This window comes from Emticicia aquatilis, from assembly GCF_014644295.1.
GTDB lineage: Bacteria > Bacteroidota > Bacteroidia > Cytophagales > Spirosomataceae > Emticicia > Emticicia aquatilis.
This window is the reverse complement of sequence record NZ_BMKK01000014.1, coordinates 87253-103831: the sequence shown is the minus strand read 5'-3', so window position 1 is coordinate 103831 and position 16579 is coordinate 87253. Positions and strand designations below refer to the sequence as shown.

General features: G+C 31.8%; 12 protein-coding genes and 1 pseudogene. 5 read left to right on the top strand and 8 right to left on the bottom strand.

Going from position 1 to position 16579, the window contains the following annotated elements:
* Positions 1-157: 157 nt before the first annotated feature.
* Together IEX65_RS28250 and IEX65_RS24655 are read right to left on the bottom strand one after the other, a co-directional pair.
* Positions 158-679 (bottom strand): annotated as a pseudogene (locus tag IEX65_RS28250) (recombinase family protein); the annotation flags it as partial.
* Positions 680-690: 11 nt separating this feature from the next.
* Entirely contained in the window at positions 691-891 is a 201-nt protein-coding gene (locus IEX65_RS24655) for a hypothetical protein (protein WP_188770442.1), read from the bottom strand.
* Positions 892-1493: 602 nt separating this feature from the next.
* Between IEX65_RS24655 and IEX65_RS24650 the strand changes: the two genes are divergently transcribed.
* From IEX65_RS24650 to IEX65_RS24635, 4 genes are all read left to right on the top strand, one after another.
* A complete protein-coding gene (locus IEX65_RS24650) occupies positions 1494-2249 on the top strand; it encodes a hypothetical protein (protein ID WP_188770440.1) in 756 nt (251 codons plus the stop codon).
* A 308-nt stretch (positions 2250-2557) separates the two neighbouring features.
* Positions 2558-3181: a hypothetical protein gene (locus tag IEX65_RS24645; RefSeq protein ID WP_188770439.1), complete on the top strand. Its 624-nt coding sequence runs from the start codon at positions 2558-2560 to the stop codon at positions 3179-3181.
* A gap of 483 nt (positions 3182-3664) precedes the next feature.
* A complete protein-coding gene (locus IEX65_RS24640) occupies positions 3665-4285 on the top strand; it encodes a recombinase family protein (RefSeq protein ID WP_188770437.1) in 621 nt (206 codons plus the stop codon).
* A 391-nt stretch (positions 4286-4676) separates the two neighbouring features.
* The gene (locus IEX65_RS24635; protein WP_188770435.1) at positions 4677-4931 is read left to right on the top strand and encodes a hypothetical protein; all 255 of its coding nucleotides are present in this window, start codon (positions 4677-4679) and stop codon (positions 4929-4931) included.
* Between the two features lie 180 nt (positions 4932-5111).
* Here the strand turns inward: IEX65_RS24635 and IEX65_RS24630 are convergent, their stop codons facing one another.
* The 5 genes from IEX65_RS24630 to IEX65_RS24610 form a co-directional block, all read right to left on the bottom strand.
* Complete coding sequence (locus IEX65_RS24630; protein WP_188770433.1) at positions 5112-6779, bottom strand: hypothetical protein; 1668 nt, start codon at positions 6777-6779, stop codon at positions 5112-5114.
* On the bottom strand, positions 6763-8799 hold the full coding sequence (locus tag IEX65_RS24625) for an McrB family protein (protein WP_188770430.1): 2037 nt from the start codon (positions 8797-8799) through the stop codon (positions 6763-6765). Before IEX65_RS24625 ends, IEX65_RS24630 begins: the two co-directional genes overlap by 17 nt.
* A 4-nt stretch (positions 8800-8803) precedes the next feature.
* The gene (locus tag IEX65_RS24620; RefSeq protein WP_188770428.1) at positions 8804-10066 is read right to left on the bottom strand and encodes a DNA cytosine methyltransferase; all 1263 of its coding nucleotides are present in this window, start codon (positions 10064-10066) and stop codon (positions 8804-8806) included.
* A 542-nt stretch (positions 10067-10608) separates the two neighbouring features.
* Positions 10609-10758, bottom strand: coding sequence for a hypothetical protein (locus IEX65_RS24615; protein ID WP_188770426.1), 150 nt, complete (start codon positions 10756-10758; stop codon positions 10609-10611).
* Between the two features lie 136 nt (positions 10759-10894).
* The gene (locus IEX65_RS24610) at positions 10895-11860 is read right to left on the bottom strand and encodes a hypothetical protein (RefSeq protein ID WP_188770424.1); all 966 of its coding nucleotides are present in this window, start codon (positions 11858-11860) and stop codon (positions 10895-10897) included.
* 264 nt (positions 11861-12124) lie between these two features.
* On the opposite strand from IEX65_RS24610, the gene IEX65_RS24605 reads away from it, so the two are divergent.
* The gene (locus tag IEX65_RS24605; protein ID WP_188770422.1) at positions 12125-15010 is read left to right on the top strand and encodes an FAD-binding and (Fe-S)-binding domain-containing protein; all 2886 of its coding nucleotides are present in this window, start codon (positions 12125-12127) and stop codon (positions 15008-15010) included.
* 84 nt (positions 15011-15094) lie between these two features.
* On the opposite strand, the gene IEX65_RS24600 is transcribed toward IEX65_RS24605, so the two are convergent.
* Positions 15095-16237, bottom strand: a complete 1143-nt coding sequence (locus tag IEX65_RS24600) for a 2-isopropylmalate synthase (RefSeq protein ID WP_188770420.1) — start codon at positions 16235-16237, stop codon at positions 15095-15097.
* Positions 16238-16579: the final 342 nt, after the last annotated feature.

Below are 16579 nucleotides of genomic sequence, written 5' to 3'. Positions count from 1 at the left end.
AATAATTACCTGATAGCTTCCATTTGAAGGCTTCTTGTAATAGTCTTCCATCGGAATTAACCTCAATTCTTTGTACTTTTGCATAACGATGTTCTTCTGTTGCCCTTGGTCCAAAAAGAGTATAACCACGTGGAACTTTGCCTAACCATTTGCCTTGAGATACAAAAGTTCTCATCCCTGGAATAACCCTCTCCTGTTTTGTTACATTTTCTTTTTTACTTTGAAGCAAAGCCTCTAAAATTGTAAGATAACCTCTATCGGATGTTGAGTCAATACCCGATTTTGCTTCTATTAAATGAATCATTTTTTTTGTTACTAAGTCTTCTAAAATTTCAATAGCCTTTCCTCCACTACGAGAAAATCTATCTATTGCAAACACCACAATACCAAAAATATCACCATTTTGCTTTTTAACAAATTTAAGCATATTGTTAAATTCTTTTCTACTTTCATCATTTTTAGCACTTTCATGTATATTTCCAAACTCTCGTATAATTACAAAACCTTTCTCTTTGCAAAAGTCTCGGATTGTTTTATCTTGGTTTGATAAACTAAAATTGTCCGCTTGACCAACACTTGAAATTCGTGTATAAATAACTACCTTATTAGATTTTTTTACAGATTTTTCCTTACTTTTTATTAAGCTATTAAAAGCTGATAAATTACTATTTTTATTCATTCTAAATTTATTTAATTGTTGTTGTTATTATAGAGCATTTTAGCAAAATCTACTAAAATTTCTTTGAGAAACCCTATCTCTTCATCATTTATTTTGGGGTAGATATTTCTTATTTCTGCATCTGTTAATTTAAATCTTTCCATTTCTGAAAAGTCTGTTACTAAATTTTTTTTGTGAATTGATTTTTTTAAATCAATGCCTTTTTTAATCATTCTATTTTTATTTTTTCACTACTTTTTATACAAATCATTTCAGAATATCTGTGATTGTAGTGCAAAGGTAAGCTGAATAAATGGCTAAAGTCAATAGGTAAAATACAACAAAATATTATAAAAATTATAAATTTATAATTTAAAAAACGTTGTTTTAAGAGGAAAAATACAGTTGTTTGATGTTAAGTATTTGATTATAAGTTATTTAAAAATAAATTAAATTAAAATAGATTTAATACCAACTGAAAATGAGATTTTAAGCCCAATTATATACCCTTATTTATAAAAAATTTAACAATTTCTTAACATTGAAAATCGTGTTATTTTTTTGAAATGAAAATCTACAATAAAATAAAAATTACTACTTTTTTGATGGTTTTTGCTAAAATATGATACTTATTGATAGAGAATTGATTTTAAAAAGTGTATTTTAAAAAGTGTATTTTAAAAAGTGTATTTTAAAAAGTGTATTTTAAAAACTTTTCTCAAATAATTTCGCATTCTCACTTGACAATCTAAAATAGAAATAATATAATTTCTCAAATGGCTCTTGACTCAACGCAATACGCATAAAAAGTGTCATTAAAAATTATACTAATAAAGTGAGAGAAAAGAATAAAATAGTAGCTACTCCTAATAAAGTAGGGAGACCTCAAAAATATAACACAGAAGAGGAGAGAAAAGAAGCAAAAAGAATTCACGATAAAATTAATCAGCGAGAGTGTAGAAGAAGAAAAAGGATAAAAGAACTTGAAAAAGAGATTGAAAGAATTGTTATTAGCAATAAAGAATCATTAAAGTGCAATAAAAACATTCATCAAGTAAAATCTAAAAAGGGTAATATTGAGTACAGAGAATCATTAGCCTCTTTTTTTGGCAAATTTGAATATGATACTTTATTCACAGGAACGTTAAACCCAAATAAGAGAGAAAAAAATAAAGAAAAAAAGGTAGAAAACGATGTTAATTATCAAACACAACGCCATGAAAGAGTATTTGATATAAACCCTTCGCAAAGATTAGGGATAAACGCTTTTATCAAAAGTTCGGATAGGTACATTAATGATTTATTAAAAAATGGATTATTTAAAAGGTGTTTTGGCGTTTTTGAATTAGGAAAAAATAACAATATCCACATTCATATATTATTCAAGAAAGGAGATAATGTTAAAAATTTTAGAGGCTTGTTGAAAAAAAAATGGGTGTTGGGTAATTCACATACCAAAGCCATAAAGCAAAAAGAAGAAAATAGAATGATTAGCTATTGTGTAAAAGATTTAAAACCATTTTCAAGCAATAAAAAAGATTTAATTAATGTTGATTATTGGCTTTTTGAAGGGAATTTTGATAAACAATAGATAATGTATCTATCCGCTCGCTCCCTTATTTTCACGTATCCCCCCTACTTCCGCTGAGGAGGGGAAGGGGGGGGATATAACCCATCAATTCCTTCTTTAAAATTTTACCAAAATTTTAAAGAAAACTCACTTTTTTTAAAACAAAATCAGGTTGTTACTATTTTGGATTTTTTGGTGTTTTAGGGTATTTCAAGGCTTTTAAGACCTTTTATTATATTAAAATATTATTCCCCTAAGTAAATTAGCCATAGGTCAAAAAAAATATATACTCACTCACAACTTTTGGCTTTTTGTGAATATTTATAAGAATGGAAATGTTAAATAAAACCCCTTGTAAATCGAAAAAAAACATTTTAGATGAAACTCAATCTTCTAATGTTAATCTGATTAACCAAATCTATTGCAAATTAGATACCCAAAGTCCTTGGTCTAATGATAAGTATTTTTATAAATTAACTATCGCAAAAACACCATTACGTACTAATTATCATATTTTTTCCTTTGAAGACTTCAAAGCAATTTCACGTAAAATAACAAACGGAGTTGCTTCAATTGGTAGGGTAGCAAATAGATATTTTTGGAACAAATATTTTATTGGTGGTGTGAAAGTAGTTTCAATTATTCAAGAGAATGAACAAAGTTATCCAACTTTTAAATTAAAATTTTTATTATATAGTAATTACGATAATTTGGATGTCCTAATTAAAGCTGGTTTAACATCAAGGATTAGAAAAATAGACCCATTATTAAGCGTCTCATTCGATTATTTAGGTAATTATGATAAATTATTAATCACCGATTATACAAATGCCTTAAATAGCATTTATTCTAACTCTGAAACACTCAATAAACTTGGTGAAATTAATATGAAGCAAATATTAAACAATAAGACTCAAAAACCTTACTTCTTAGGAGATTTATATGGCAAATAGTTAAGCATCTGTGTAAAAAAATAAATGCTTAACTATTTGTTGTAGCGTGATTACTTTACGCATCTAATTGCACGTTCCCCTGTTTTAAAGTCACTATATCTTGCTACTTCGCTATTTTCAAAATATAGATTTCTTATAATTGCATTCGAGCCATCAGAAGATGTTGAAGTCCAAAATAATGTGGCTGTACCAAGAAAACCATAAACACCTTATATTCAGCAAAATTATAATCAAACAGGTGGTAAAGTGGCAACACAAATGGTTATTAATTCTGACTCAAGTAGTGAAAAAGAGCTTTATGAAAGATTAATTGAAGAACTGAAAGATGAAGTCAACTTTCTTCGGAGTAAGGTACAATTTTAATGATGTATTTTAAATCAAGAATAAAAGGGAAACAAAATAATTGTCTTTAGTTGCCCAAAAATTAGGTATTTCAATCAAAATGTTGTAATTTTATTCTGTGAATTAAAATACACCAATAAGATGAAAGTAAAATACAATAGAGTATCAACAACACAACAAACAGGCGATAGATTTTCAATTGATACAGAAAAATACGACCTTACACTGTTTGACAAGGTTTCTGGAACTGTTCCATTTAAAGAGCGACCAAAAGGCAAAGAATTAGTTAAATTAATTGAAGAGAGCAATGTGAATATCAGCCTATATGTAGAGGAATTCAGTCGTTTGGGAAGGAATACAGGGGATGTTATAAAAACCTTAGAATGGTTAGATGAAAAAGGGGTAAACGTCAATATCAGAAATATTGGTCTTCAATCACGACCAAATGGAATAAAGAATCCTATTTGGAAAATGATTAGCTCTGTAATGTCCTCACTTTATGAAATGGAGTTGGAGAATATCAAAGAGCGTACAACTGTGGGAAGGCAAGTTTATGTTCAAAAGGGTGGTATTCTTGGAAGACCGACCCTTTCAGTAGAAACGGAAATAGATTTTTTGAAAAAAGATAGTATTCAACAAATTATTAAGAATCTAAAAAAAGGGTTTACGATTCGAGAAATATGTAAAATTGTTGATTGCTCAAATAAAACAGTTATTAAGGCTAAAAAAATAGCAATTAAGCACGGCATCTTGTTACTTTAATCTTCTCCAAGATTATTGGGTAATACTGGGATTTGCTGCACACTTCGGTCGATTGCACCATGAAATCCTTGTAAATATCTGATTTATAGTAAGTTACGTCAAATCATTTTACAAATACCCGCAAACAATTTATTTTAGAAGATATAGAAATACAGATTTAATGAAAACCAATTAAAATCTATTATTTTTTAAGGTGTATTACCTTTTTTTAGTGATTTTCTTCTAATTTTCGTAATTGTTTAAACGTTCGTTTTTACTTTTACGGTTTTTAGTTTAAACAGAAATAAATTATTCAATTCAAAGACAAATTGATTTAAGTTATTGATTGATACTAAACTGTAAAAAAATCAATTTCAACAATCAAACTATGTTAATATAACAAAAGAAAAAAATGACAAGGACAATTTCGCAACTACGCAAAGAGGCAAATAAAGCACCTAAATACGTTTTAAAAATGGATGGACTTGATTTATTTATAGCTGAAGAACAAGCTTTAACAGGCTGTAATATCACTGAAGATATAAACAAAGCCATAAAATATTCTGTAGGATTCGATAATGAAGAATTCAAAACTAAGATTTGGACAGCTACGGCTCAAAGACAATTAAATAATAAAAATATAAAATTTGAAGTCGTCTATTTGTAATTTAATGTATGATAAACTAAACTTTGGTTTCATAAGTAGTTACTTCTATCTCGCCTTTTTTGTTTTTACTAATTTGTTCTGTTTTCAATATAAAATAAAACTGTAAATACATGATTATCAACAAGTTATATGTTTTTGTTTGCCTTTTGGGTTACTAAGTGGAAAGTTTTTAAGTTATTATTACATCAATTCTTTAATTTCAAAACCTGTTTGTAAAGGAATTGTATCATTAAAATACTTAGCAATTAACAATTTACCATCATTTGTATAAAAGCATTTACCATTTAGAACTTTAAAGTTAGCATTTACAAATTTTTCAGCCTCTTCCTTGATTAATTCTTTTTCATAAATTGTAAATCTTGATTTGGTTGCGTCATTAAAGAAATTAATAAATTGTCTCCTAAAATCTCTTTGGGCTTTATCTCTAAATTCGGTAATAGTATATTGATTAAAAGTTGAATACGCTTTTAAAATAAATAAAAAATTCATTTTGTATTGGTGTACAAATAGAGTATCTCTATCAAATAATCTATCTTCAAAATGAAAAGATTTAATAGGTAGTTCTGTATGTTGAGTTAAATTTGGATTATCAAAGTCATTAACATCCTCTATATAGCCGTAGATAAAAAAATTAGGTGTCAGGTTATAACCCTCAGTTATTTCGTCTCTATACCGAATGTTTTCTTTATATACTTCTCCTTTATTTAATAAATCAATGTTGAACTGAATGACATTTTTAGCATAAGTAAACTGCTTATATTTTGATAGTTTACCCGCCTCGGAGTTGGATTTATAATACTTAGAGTCACCAATGAAGAAGATATTTGAAGTATCTATTAAAGATTGGTCTTCATAAATATGGTCGATAATTTTCCCATCATTATTGTTTTTTAAATCATTTAAAGAAATACCATCCTTTGGCGAGTCTAATTTATCAGAAAATAATTTATCCACCATATCTTCAAATACAATGTTATAATTCTTTACGGATATAAACTCTTCTTTTTTCTTTTTTATACTACTTGTATCTGTTTGTTGAAAGTATATCTCACAGAGACGAAACATTTTCTTTAAAGTATCCGAAAAATAACGATGTTTGATTTTGCGAAGCTTTGATAGTCCAGTCTTTTGTAGTTTTGCAAATACTGTACCCTCAACGATATTATAACTTGAGTCTATCTTTAGCTGTAACTGGTGATTTTTATTAAAGTGATGTAAAATTGAAAAAAAGTAAACAATTAATTCTTCCTCATTATTGACAATTTTCTTCTTATTGGTAATTTGGGAGTAAATAGGTGTATTAGATGAATCTAAAAACGGTAAGGATTTTCGGATAGTCTTCTCCCATTTAGGTTTTTTCGCTTGGTTCGACTTGAACTCTATATGCTTAAATAAAATTGTATTTTTATTCTTTTTGTAGAAGTTTACGAATGTTAACAGTAAGTCTAAATAAGTATATTCATTTCGACCTATATTGGTATTGAGTTCTAAACTTTGATTTGTTTCAATAATTATATTGTCTGAATTTCTTCGTTTATATTCTTTCAGACTATTATAAAAAAAAACAATAAGTTGTCTTATCCACTGGTATTCTTCTTTATGTTTGAAAGAAAAATGTAGCTCCAAATCAAAAAGAACATCTTTGGAAACACCAAAAACAGTTTCTTTTTCATTTTTCATGAAAACTTTAGGCAACATATAAACTAATTGGTTTCTATCAAAAGAATGGTAGTAACCTACTGCATTTATAGTACCTTCAAGTCCTTTTTGAATATAAAACTTAGGGCTATCAAATAGAGCTTCTAAGTCTTCAATATTATATTTTTCACCTTCAATTAGAACTCTCATCTTTTTTAGATTCAGTTATTTGTGGAAGAGTATCTAAATTTAGAGTTGAGGTTATAGTTATTGATAAATTAGTCAAAATCTTTATTATTTCATCTAAACCGTTGGTTTCTATCGGAAAAAAATCTTCATAATATGTACCTTTTAGAAAAATAGAGTCACTTTCCTCCTCATCTTTGAAAACATCATTCCACAGATAAAATATAGCCTTATTAATGAATTCTTTCAATGTAATTTCGTCTTGTGACGGTTTGATAAAGTAGTTTCCAATACATTTATCCATGCCTAAATTATCATTCTGCTTAATCTTTAAATTAACAGTTTTGATAAAATCTAACCATTTAAAAGAACGATTTTCGTCTATTTTAACAATGTATGTTGATGATTTATTTTCTTCATTTTCATCATAGCAAATAGGTATATAATCCCAATCCCATCTTCTTCTAAAAGCACTATCCATAGGAAATAGTGATTGGTCAGAAGTATTCATTGTAGCCAGCAAACTAAGATTTGGAGGTAATTTTAGTCCATTTGTTATTCCTTCATGGCTTAAACCAAGGGCTTTAATTAAATATTCTTTAAGTTCTTCCGATGGAGAAACCGTGTAATTACTATGTCTATCTAATAACTGGAATATGTCTCCAAATATTTCTGCACAGTTTCCTCTATTTATCTCCTCAATGGCTAAATAATACTGGTTCTCAAGGTCTTTCCAAGCTCTAACATAAATGTTTGTAAATGCTTGAGGGACAAATCTGTATTTTACCTCATCTTCTGTATATACTTCTTGATTATCATCTTTATACTTAACTGGTACTGTAATAGGTTTATATCCACCTACAAATAAAGCATGGTCATATTCGGGATGAAATGTTATTCTTTCATAAAATTTTGTGTCAAGATTCTTCAAAATCTCATTTACCTTGTATGACTTACCAGTACCAGGAGCACCATAATAGATAGTATTCTGAGGGGGGAGTCTTTTTGATGAGGGATTACTATAAATTTGAGTGGTTTTTCTTATTAATCTAAATATATCTTCTTCCTTAACAATCTCTAAGGTTGAGTTTGAAATATTATCTAAATAATTATTGAAGTTTACAAGTGTACGCCCTCTTCCTTCACCCTCTGCACTCCACTGTGTTGTAAAGTAGGAATGTTCATTATTAAGAACTGTAATATTATTGCTAAAGAATCTAATTGTATCGCTTGACTTTAGTAAATCAGGGGTTTGTGCATTATTAAACATCCCAATTATATAATCAGTCCCAAAGAATTTAGGCAATGATATACCTTTAAATGCTCTGTCTTCTATTTTGTTGTCTTTGATTGTTTGATTTTCTAAAATGACGTTTTCTCCAAACTCAATTAAGATATACTTGAATGTATCGAAAATGATTTGTTTGAGTATAGGAGAGCTTATAATTACCTCATCTGTTTTTAGTGGGGCTTTTGAATGGATATTTAAATCTTGTTGTAAGATTTCGATTAGATTTTGGTGATTGCATAAATGCAAAGCAAGTTGTGCGATATATGATTGACTATCATTAATCACACCTGCTGAACTAAGGACTGCTGATACAAAAAAATCTCCTCTATCAATAGTTTTGCTACCAGCCCACCAGTCATAATCGGTTAAAAACCGTTTGAATTTTTCAATATCATCAACGTCAAACTTTTTACTGATGATTGCATGAGTACTTGCATCTATTTGACGAGTTTCTCGAATAGTTTTAATCTCACTGTTTAGGCTTAAATCAGTAACCCATTTTTTATAGACTAATAATTGAGAGAGGAATTTTGAAAAATAAGAAGCAATTATAAACCACTGATTAGGTGCAATTATCACTAATTCGTTTTTGCTTGTAAATATGGTTGTATATTGGCCGAATGTGATTTCATAAGAAGTCATACTATCCTTAAATGCCTTTTTAAAGGCATCCGATAAAACAATATCTCTTTTATCATATTCTTTACATTTTTTTTGTGCCTCAAGAGCTAAAAGTCCTAAATCTTCTAACATACGTTTACAAAAGTTGTTTTTGAATTTCGTGAAAAATTGCTTGGATTACAGGGACAGATACACTGTTACCAAATTGTTTATATGCTTGAACGTCAGATACAGGAATAATAAATTTGGGGTCGTATCCCTGTAAATTTGCCGCCTCTCTTGTCGTTAATTTTCGTGGATTAGCATTAGGCTGTTCTATTAAAATTTCACTACCATCTTTGTAATATCTTGCTGATATTGTACTGGTATAAGCGGAATTTTCATTGAATAATGAAAAACCGAACCCATTACCTTTTTCCTTATGTTCTTTCCGTCTTCTTAAATGTCCAGCATATAATTTGTCGGAAATCGTATATTTAGGCTCAGGGTCTTCTATTAAGATGTCTTTTACTTTAGTCGCTTTTACTTGGTTTAGATGTTCAACCTCGAAAATAGTGCCGCCATTCGTATCTTTACCTAAAGGAAACTTAAAATTTCGATTGATTTCTTTTAACCAACCTACTATGAAAATTCTTTCTCTATTTTGAGGTACTCCAAAGTTTTTTGAGTTCAATACTTCAGTTGCTACTTCATACCCTAATTCATTTAAGGTTGATAAAATTGTTTTCAAAGTATTGCCTTTGTCGTGGTTTTTTAATCCTTTGACGTTTTCTAAAAACACAATTTTAACAGGATTACCCTTTTCTTTTCTTCTATTAAGAATATCTGCCACATCAAAGAATAATGTTCCTCGGGTATCTTCAAATCCTTTCTTTAGGCCTGCATGAGAGAATGGCTGGCATGGAAACCCGCCACATAAAACATCAAAGTTATCAGGAATATATTTTTTCGTACTTTCCTTAGTTATATCTCCAAAAGGAACTTCTCCAAAATTGGCTTTATATGTGATTTGTGCATACTTATCCCATTCAGAAGTGAATACACATTTTCCTCCCAAGTTTTGGAGAGCTAATCTAAAACCTCCAATTCCAGCAAATAAATCAATAAATTTAAAAGTGTAATTTTGAGGCGTTGGAAATGGTACGTTTTCGACTTCAAAAAGAAGTTGTTGTAATGCTTCCTCAGAGGCAATATTGATATTTTCTTCTTGGTTTTTATATGTTATAATATCTTTTAAATAAGCCTTTGCCTCTTGTTCGTAATGCTTTTTTACGCCATTATGTATATTTCGTAGATAGTGTGTTATAATTGCTTTTCTATTATCTTCTGCCTCTACAAATCGAATCTTGAATTTTTTTCCATCAAATTCATCAATTGATATTTGTTCTCTAATCTCCATTATTATTTTAACTTTTATTGCTTTTAGACAAATATATGAAATAGATATAACATTAAAAAAATACAACTTTAAGCAACGTTTTAATTGCTCTTTATTAATGTCCCATTGAAATCTTAAAGAAATAAACCAATCTGAGTAAATAGTTTCGTATGGTCTATTTATGCCACATTCTTTTTGTTCTAAAAACGCCCTGTCAGCTTCTTTTTTTTACTATTGATTCAGATATAGATACTTGCCTAATATCTGTAAATTCGGGTATTAGCCTTAACTGAATATTTTTCTTATAAAAAACATAGAGTATGGTATTCCAAAAATACTATTCCAATTAAAAAGTTAATAATTAATCAAAAAAACCTCTGATTGCTCGAATGAAACAGTTATTAAGGCTAAAAAATTGGCAATTAAACAAGGATTTAATTTACTCCAATGCTATAACTGTTTCATAAAATGAACTTAAATCTTCTAAAAAATTGTTAGATAATTGTATCACACACTCTACTAAGGAAGACTTATGAAGTCTTCCTTTTTTTATGCTCGTACTTCTATGATTCAAGTAATCTATCTGCAATATTTATCAGAAAAGAGATAATAATTCTGATTCTGTTTTCTTTTTTTATTCTTTCAATTTGGGTTTGTAATTCTTTAACTTGAGTTTTTAGTGTTTCTTCTTGTGTTGAATTTGTTCGCTTCATCTCTTTTTTGTTTTAGTGAAGCACAAATAAAAACACCAAAATTCATTAAATTTTAAAGAGTTTACTGAAATAAACTGTAATATTTCACTGAAATATTACAACATACTGTGCTTATTATAAGCGTATTAGCATTATTTTATTTGTTTTTCAAAAGTTCAGTAAATTCATTATAAACTAATTCTCCTTTTTCAACTTTTTTAACAATTGTCCACACTTGTCTATCCGTTTTATAGCCTGCTCTTCGATAAGAATCGTTAATGGCATCTGTTTTTTGAGTACCCTTTCTCATCTCATCAACTATCAATTTTAAAACTTTCTTTTGCTTACCGTTTGGTATTTTACCAAACACTGTGTTTTCTTTCTTATTTTCAAAAACATCATTTCGGATTTGAAACTGTACTATGTTTACATTTTCTGTATTTCTTTTGTCAAAATTATTCCAAACAATTTCTAAGGCTTCCTCTTCACTTCCTCCCTCATTAGTGAGTACATTCATGTATTGATGAAAAAGGTTTAAGTCAAACAAATGCAGTTTGTACTTTTTTTCTCTATGATTATGTTTATTTAAACCTAAAAATCGAATATTGTATGGAACATAAAATTTTAAGAAATATTTTAAATCATCGGTAACATAAGGTAAATGTTTTTCTACATGAGTAGAATGTTCCTTCGTTAAATGATAATAATCATGCCACTTATCTTCCTCAACTGATTCAACAAACTGATTATAATCATCTATGAATTGCTGTAAAATCTTATTCCAATTATTAGTTATTGCAACCCAATCAATTTTACTCCATTCCTCTAACAATGTCTTAATAGTCCTATTAAAAGTATGTATTTTTCCAGCTTCTGCATTAATAATTTTGTAAACAGCATCAACTGTTTTAAATAAATCAGAATATTTAGCGGATAAACGACTAACTGAACTTGCGTGGTTATTCATCGCATTTATAAATTTTCCTTCATTTTCTGTTATTTTTATGAAGTTGCTATTTATTGCTTTGCTGATTTCTTCTTGATTTTTAGTCGTTTTTAGGGCGATGCTATCCATCGCCTTTATGAATTTCTCTTCATTTTTACTTATTTTTATGTTTGCCATGCTTACAAATGTTTTCTTAACAATACTTTGCTAAATCACACACTCAAACCTCCCAAAACTTGTTTTTGTGCAGGTGTTTTACGTTTATCTCTTATTAGTTTGATGTTTAGCACTTGCTCAATATTTTGAAAATGTAAATATGAGTAAAATACGTGACTAATTAGTCATTTTGTAACCAGCCAAATTCTCACTTTCTTTTTCTCCCCAAATTCATAGCAAATCTACTTTTTCTTCCCCAATTTTGGGGTAAAAAATACCGATTATATGTTTGATGCGTTGCAGAGCGAATTTGAAGGCGAACTTTACTTCAAAAATACCACTACCGACAAAGCCCTAAAGAAAGTCTATTCGACCGATGCCTCGGTTTATCAGGAAGAACCGTTGGCGGTGGCCATTCCCAAGACTGTAAATGATATAAAAAAACTCATTAAGTTTGCTGATAATGAGCAAATTACACTTATTCCTCGTGCTGCGGGTACATCACTGGCTGGGCAGGTTGTTGGAAAAGGATTGGTGGTTGATATTTCAAAAAACTTCATCAATATCCTCGAAGTAAGTCAAGCCGAAAAATGGGTAAGAGTGCAGCCAGGTGTCATTCGTGACGACCTCAACGCTTATCTGAAACCCTACGGCCTAATGTTTGGTCCCGAAACCTCGACATCGAGCCGAGCCATGATTGGAGGCATGATTGGCAATAATTCGTGCGGACTTCACTCAATTATTTGGGGAGCAACCCGTGATAATCTTTTGGAGGTAAAAGCTTTATTATCAGATGGTAGCGAGGTTGTTTTCAGCGATTTAGACCAAAAATCTTTTCAAGAAAAATGTAAATTGGAAACCCTTGAAGGCAAAATTTATCAAAGTCTTGATAAACTCATCAACAATCCTGAAAATCAAACGGCCATAAAAGAGGGTTTTCCGAAAGCCAACGTAAAACGCCGAAATACAGGTTATGCTTTAGATGCCTTACTGAATGTTGAGCTACTGAATTTATCTAAACTAATTGCAGGTTCGGAAGGTACGCTTTGCTTTGTTACTGAAGCAAAACTGAAACTTTTCGACATACCTCCGAAAGAAGTAGGAATGGTGGCCGTGCATACTCATACGCTCAATGAGTCGCTTTTGGCCAATCTTGTGGCTCTTGAACATAATTGCTCAGCTTCCGAGTTGGTCGATGATTTTATTCTGGAATTTACAAAAACCAATATTGAGCAGTCGAAAAATAGATTTTTCATCGAAGGTGAGCCTAAAGCTATTTTGATGGTTGAATTTTTCGATGAAACCAAAGAAGGACTACTGCAAAAAGCCGAAAATTTAATAAAAGCTCTCAAAGAAAAAAATCTGGGTTATGCTCACCCAATCTTGCTCGGTGATGACTCTAAAAAGGCATGGGAAGTGCGAAAAGGGGGTTTAGGTTTACTTCGCAACCTTGAAGGAGATACTCAGTGCGTAAACTTAATTGAAGACTGTGCCGTTGACCCACAAGATTTGCCTGCATACATCGAAGATTTAGAGGTTTTACTAAAAAAACTCAATGTACAATATTCAATGTATGCCCATGCAGGGGCGGGCGAGCTGCACGTAGAGCCGATGGTTAATCTGAAAACCACCGAAGGCCGACAACTTTTCCGAACAATTTTGGCCGAAACGGCAGTTTTGGTGAAAAAATACGGCGGCTCACTCTCGGGTGAACACGGAGATGGACGTCTGCGTGGCGAATTCATTCCGTATATGATGGGTGAAAAAAACTACGCACTTTTCAGAGAAGTAAAGCAAATATTTGACGCAAAAGGCATTTTCAACCAAGGGAAAATCATTGATTCGCCGCCAATGAATGAGTTTTTGCGTTACGAAGCCGACCAACCAACGCCCAAACACCAAACAATTTTTGATTTCTCGAAGCAAGAAAGCATTTTACGCTTAACCGAAAAATGTAGCGGTTCAGGCGATTGCCGCAAAACCGAAATCACAGGCGGTACAATGTGTCCGAGCTACATGGCTACTCGCAGCGAAAAAGACACGACTCGTGCCAGAGCAAATGTTTTAAGGCAATATTATACCAACGAGCAAGCAATTACACAAGAAAGTGTAAAAGAAGTGCTTGATTTGTGTTTGTCGTGTAAAGGCTGTAAGTCAGAATGTCCGTCGAGTGTGGATGTGGGCAAGATGAAAGCAGAGTTTTTGCAGAAAACTTATGATACAAAAGGAATTCCGTTCCGCTCGAAGTTAATAGGGACTTTTACCAAACAAATGAAGCTGGCCTCGATTGCTCCGTGGGCATATAATTTCATTTTCAAAACCGAAGCCACTCGCCGAATCGCTAATCGAATCGTAGGTTTTCATCCTGACCGTACAATGCCGTTATTGCATAGCACGACATTGAAAGAATGGTTTGGCAAGCAACCTTCCCCCAAAAACGATAAAAAGGTTTATCTATTCTGCGATGAATTTACGAATTATAATGATGTAGAAGTAGGTAAAAAAGCGATTTTATTACTACAAAGGCTTCGTTATGAGGTCATTATGCCAAACCATGTAGAAAGTGGACGCACGTATTTATCAAAAGGAATGGTGCGTGAAGCTCAGAAAATCGCTATAAAAAATGTTGAATTGCTAAAAGATATTGTATCGGATAATACACCAATCATCGGACTCGAGCCATCGGCAATTTTGACTTTGAGAGATGAATATCTTGAACTTGTTCCGCAAGATTTAAGAGATTCTGCCGAAAAAATCGCTAAAAACACTTTTCAATTTGATGAATGGTTTGCCCGAGAAATCGACCGAGGAAATATCAAAAGAGAAGCATTTTCGAGCGAAAAACGTTTGATAAAACTACACGGACATTGCCACCAAAAAGCTTTATCTTCGCTTACGCCTACCAAGAAAAGTTTGTCTTTACCAGCAAATTATGAGGTTCATCTCATTCCATCGGGTTGCTGCGGAATGGCTGGTTCATTTGGTTATGAAGCCGAGCATTATGAAGTATCAATGAAAGTAGGAGAGTTGGTGCTTTTTCCGACCGTCAGAAAACAAGCTGAAGATGTAATAATTGCCGCTCCAGGCACAAGCTGTCGTCACCAAATAAAAGACGGAACGGGCCGAATAGCCCAACACCCAGCCGAGATTTTGTATGAAGCGTTGATTTAATTGATAATTGAAAATGAAAAATGGAGAATTGATAATGTTGAGTAAAACCCGCATTATCAATTCTCCATTGTCAATTAAAAAAAACTACGCTCTCATTAACTTCACCAAATCCTTATCATTTACTTCTTTGATTTGGTCGGCTAAGTCAAGGAAACGCTTGTATGTATCATCTAACAAAGGTTTTTCGAGTTTATAGCCCAACATTTCGAGGCGGTGTTTCAATGCGTGGCGACCACTACGAGCCGTCAAAACAATTGAAGATTTTGGTACACCAACTTCCTGTGGATTAATGATTTCGTAAGTATCGGTGTGTTTCAAGAAACCATCTTGGTGGATACCCGACGAGTGTGCAAAAGCATTACGACCAACGATTGCCTTATTGGCTTGAACTTGCATTCTCATGGTCTGAGAAACCAAATTACTCATCGGGAATAGCTTCGTGCTGTCGATGTCGGTGTGGTAGCCAAGCGATTTGTGTACTTTCAAAATCATTGCTACTTCTTCCAAAGAAGTATTTCCAGCTCTTTCTCCAATACCATTGATTGTCACCTCCACTTGTCTTGCTCCCGCTCTGATTCCTGCAATTGTATTGGCAGTTGCCATACCCAAATCATTATGATTGTGCATCGAAAGAATGGCTTTATCAACATTTGGTACGTTATTCATCAAATAATTGATGCGGTCATACATATCGTTCGGCAAAACATAACCTGTTGTATCAGGTAAATTCACAACCGTAGCACCTGCTTTGATAACACTTTCGGTCAGACGAGCCAAAAACTCTAAATCGGCACGGCCAGCATCTTCGGCATAAAACTCAACATCATCAACCAAGTTTCTGGCGTGTTTTACGGCATCAATCGCTTGCTCAATAATTGCTTCACGGCTACTATTAAATTTATGTTTGATATGAATATCAGATGCACCGATTCCTGTATGAATACGAGGACGTTTCGCAAATTTCAGAGCTTCGCCAGCGGAATCAATATCGCCTTTTACGGCACGTGACAACGCACAAACTGTTGGCTCGGTAACGGCTTTAGAAACCTCCACAACCGAACGAAAATCGCCAGGACTCGATACTGGAAATCCTGCTTCGATGATATCAACACCCAGCTTTTCGAGTTCTTTAGCAATCATTACTTTTTCGTCAGTCGTTAACTGACAACCCGGTACTTGCTCGCCATCTCGCAAAGTAGTGTCAAAAACATAAATTTTATCGCTCATTTCTGATGAGATTTATATTGGTTAAGTAAGAATCTTGTCAATCTGTTTTCACAAAAAAGCCCTTTCTTACGTTGATAAGAAAGGGCTTTCGTATATACAAAATCTCCATTTCTCACACCGACGGGCTGAGTAGCAGGAGAAGTGAAATTGCGATTGACGAATGTTTCAATGGTTTTGTTTTTTTATTGATACAAATTTAGTCAAATATTTTTTTCACACAAAAAAAAACGTTTTTTTTTCAAAAAAAGTCAATCTCAGAATATGGCTTTTCTAAGTTTGACTTTAAGCGATTTACTACCAAAAAAGCTATTCTATTGATTTTTATGGTACTTTTTTGATTTA

Coding starts and splice junctions, on each gene's coding strand:
- IEX65_RS24640 (WP_188770437.1), top strand. CDS start 3,665: ATGAAAGTAAAATACAATAGAGTATCAACAACACAACAAACAGGCGAT.
- IEX65_RS24615 (WP_188770426.1), bottom strand. CDS start 10,758: ATGAAGCGAACAAATTCAACACAAGAAGAAACACTAAAAACTCAAGTT.
- IEX65_RS24605 (WP_188770422.1), top strand. CDS start 12,125: ATGTTTGATGCGTTGCAGAGCGAATTTGAAGGCGAACTTTACTTCAAA.
- IEX65_RS24600 (WP_188770420.1), bottom strand. CDS start 16,237: ATGAGCGATAAAATTTATGTTTTTGACACTACTTTGCGAGATGGCGAG.
- IEX65_RS24645 (WP_188770439.1), top strand. CDS start 2,558: ATGGAAATGTTAAATAAAACCCCTTGTAAATCGAAAAAAAACATTTTA.
- IEX65_RS24655 (WP_188770442.1), bottom strand. CDS start 891: ATGATTAAAAAAGGCATTGATTTAAAAAAATCAATTCACAAAAAAAAT.
- IEX65_RS24630 (WP_188770433.1), bottom strand. CDS start 6,779: ATGAGAGTTCTAATTGAAGGTGAAAAATATAATATTGAAGACTTAGAA.
- IEX65_RS24625 (WP_188770430.1), bottom strand. CDS start 8,799: ATGTTAGAAGATTTAGGACTTTTAGCTCTTGAGGCACAAAAAAAATGT.
- IEX65_RS24635 (WP_188770435.1), top strand. CDS start 4,677: ATGACAAGGACAATTTCGCAACTACGCAAAGAGGCAAATAAAGCACCT.
- IEX65_RS24620 (WP_188770428.1), bottom strand. CDS start 10,066: ATGGAGATTAGAGAACAAATATCAATTGATGAATTTGATGGAAAAAAA.
- IEX65_RS24610 (WP_188770424.1), bottom strand. CDS start 11,860: ATGGCAAACATAAAAATAAGTAAAAATGAAGAGAAATTCATAAAGGCG.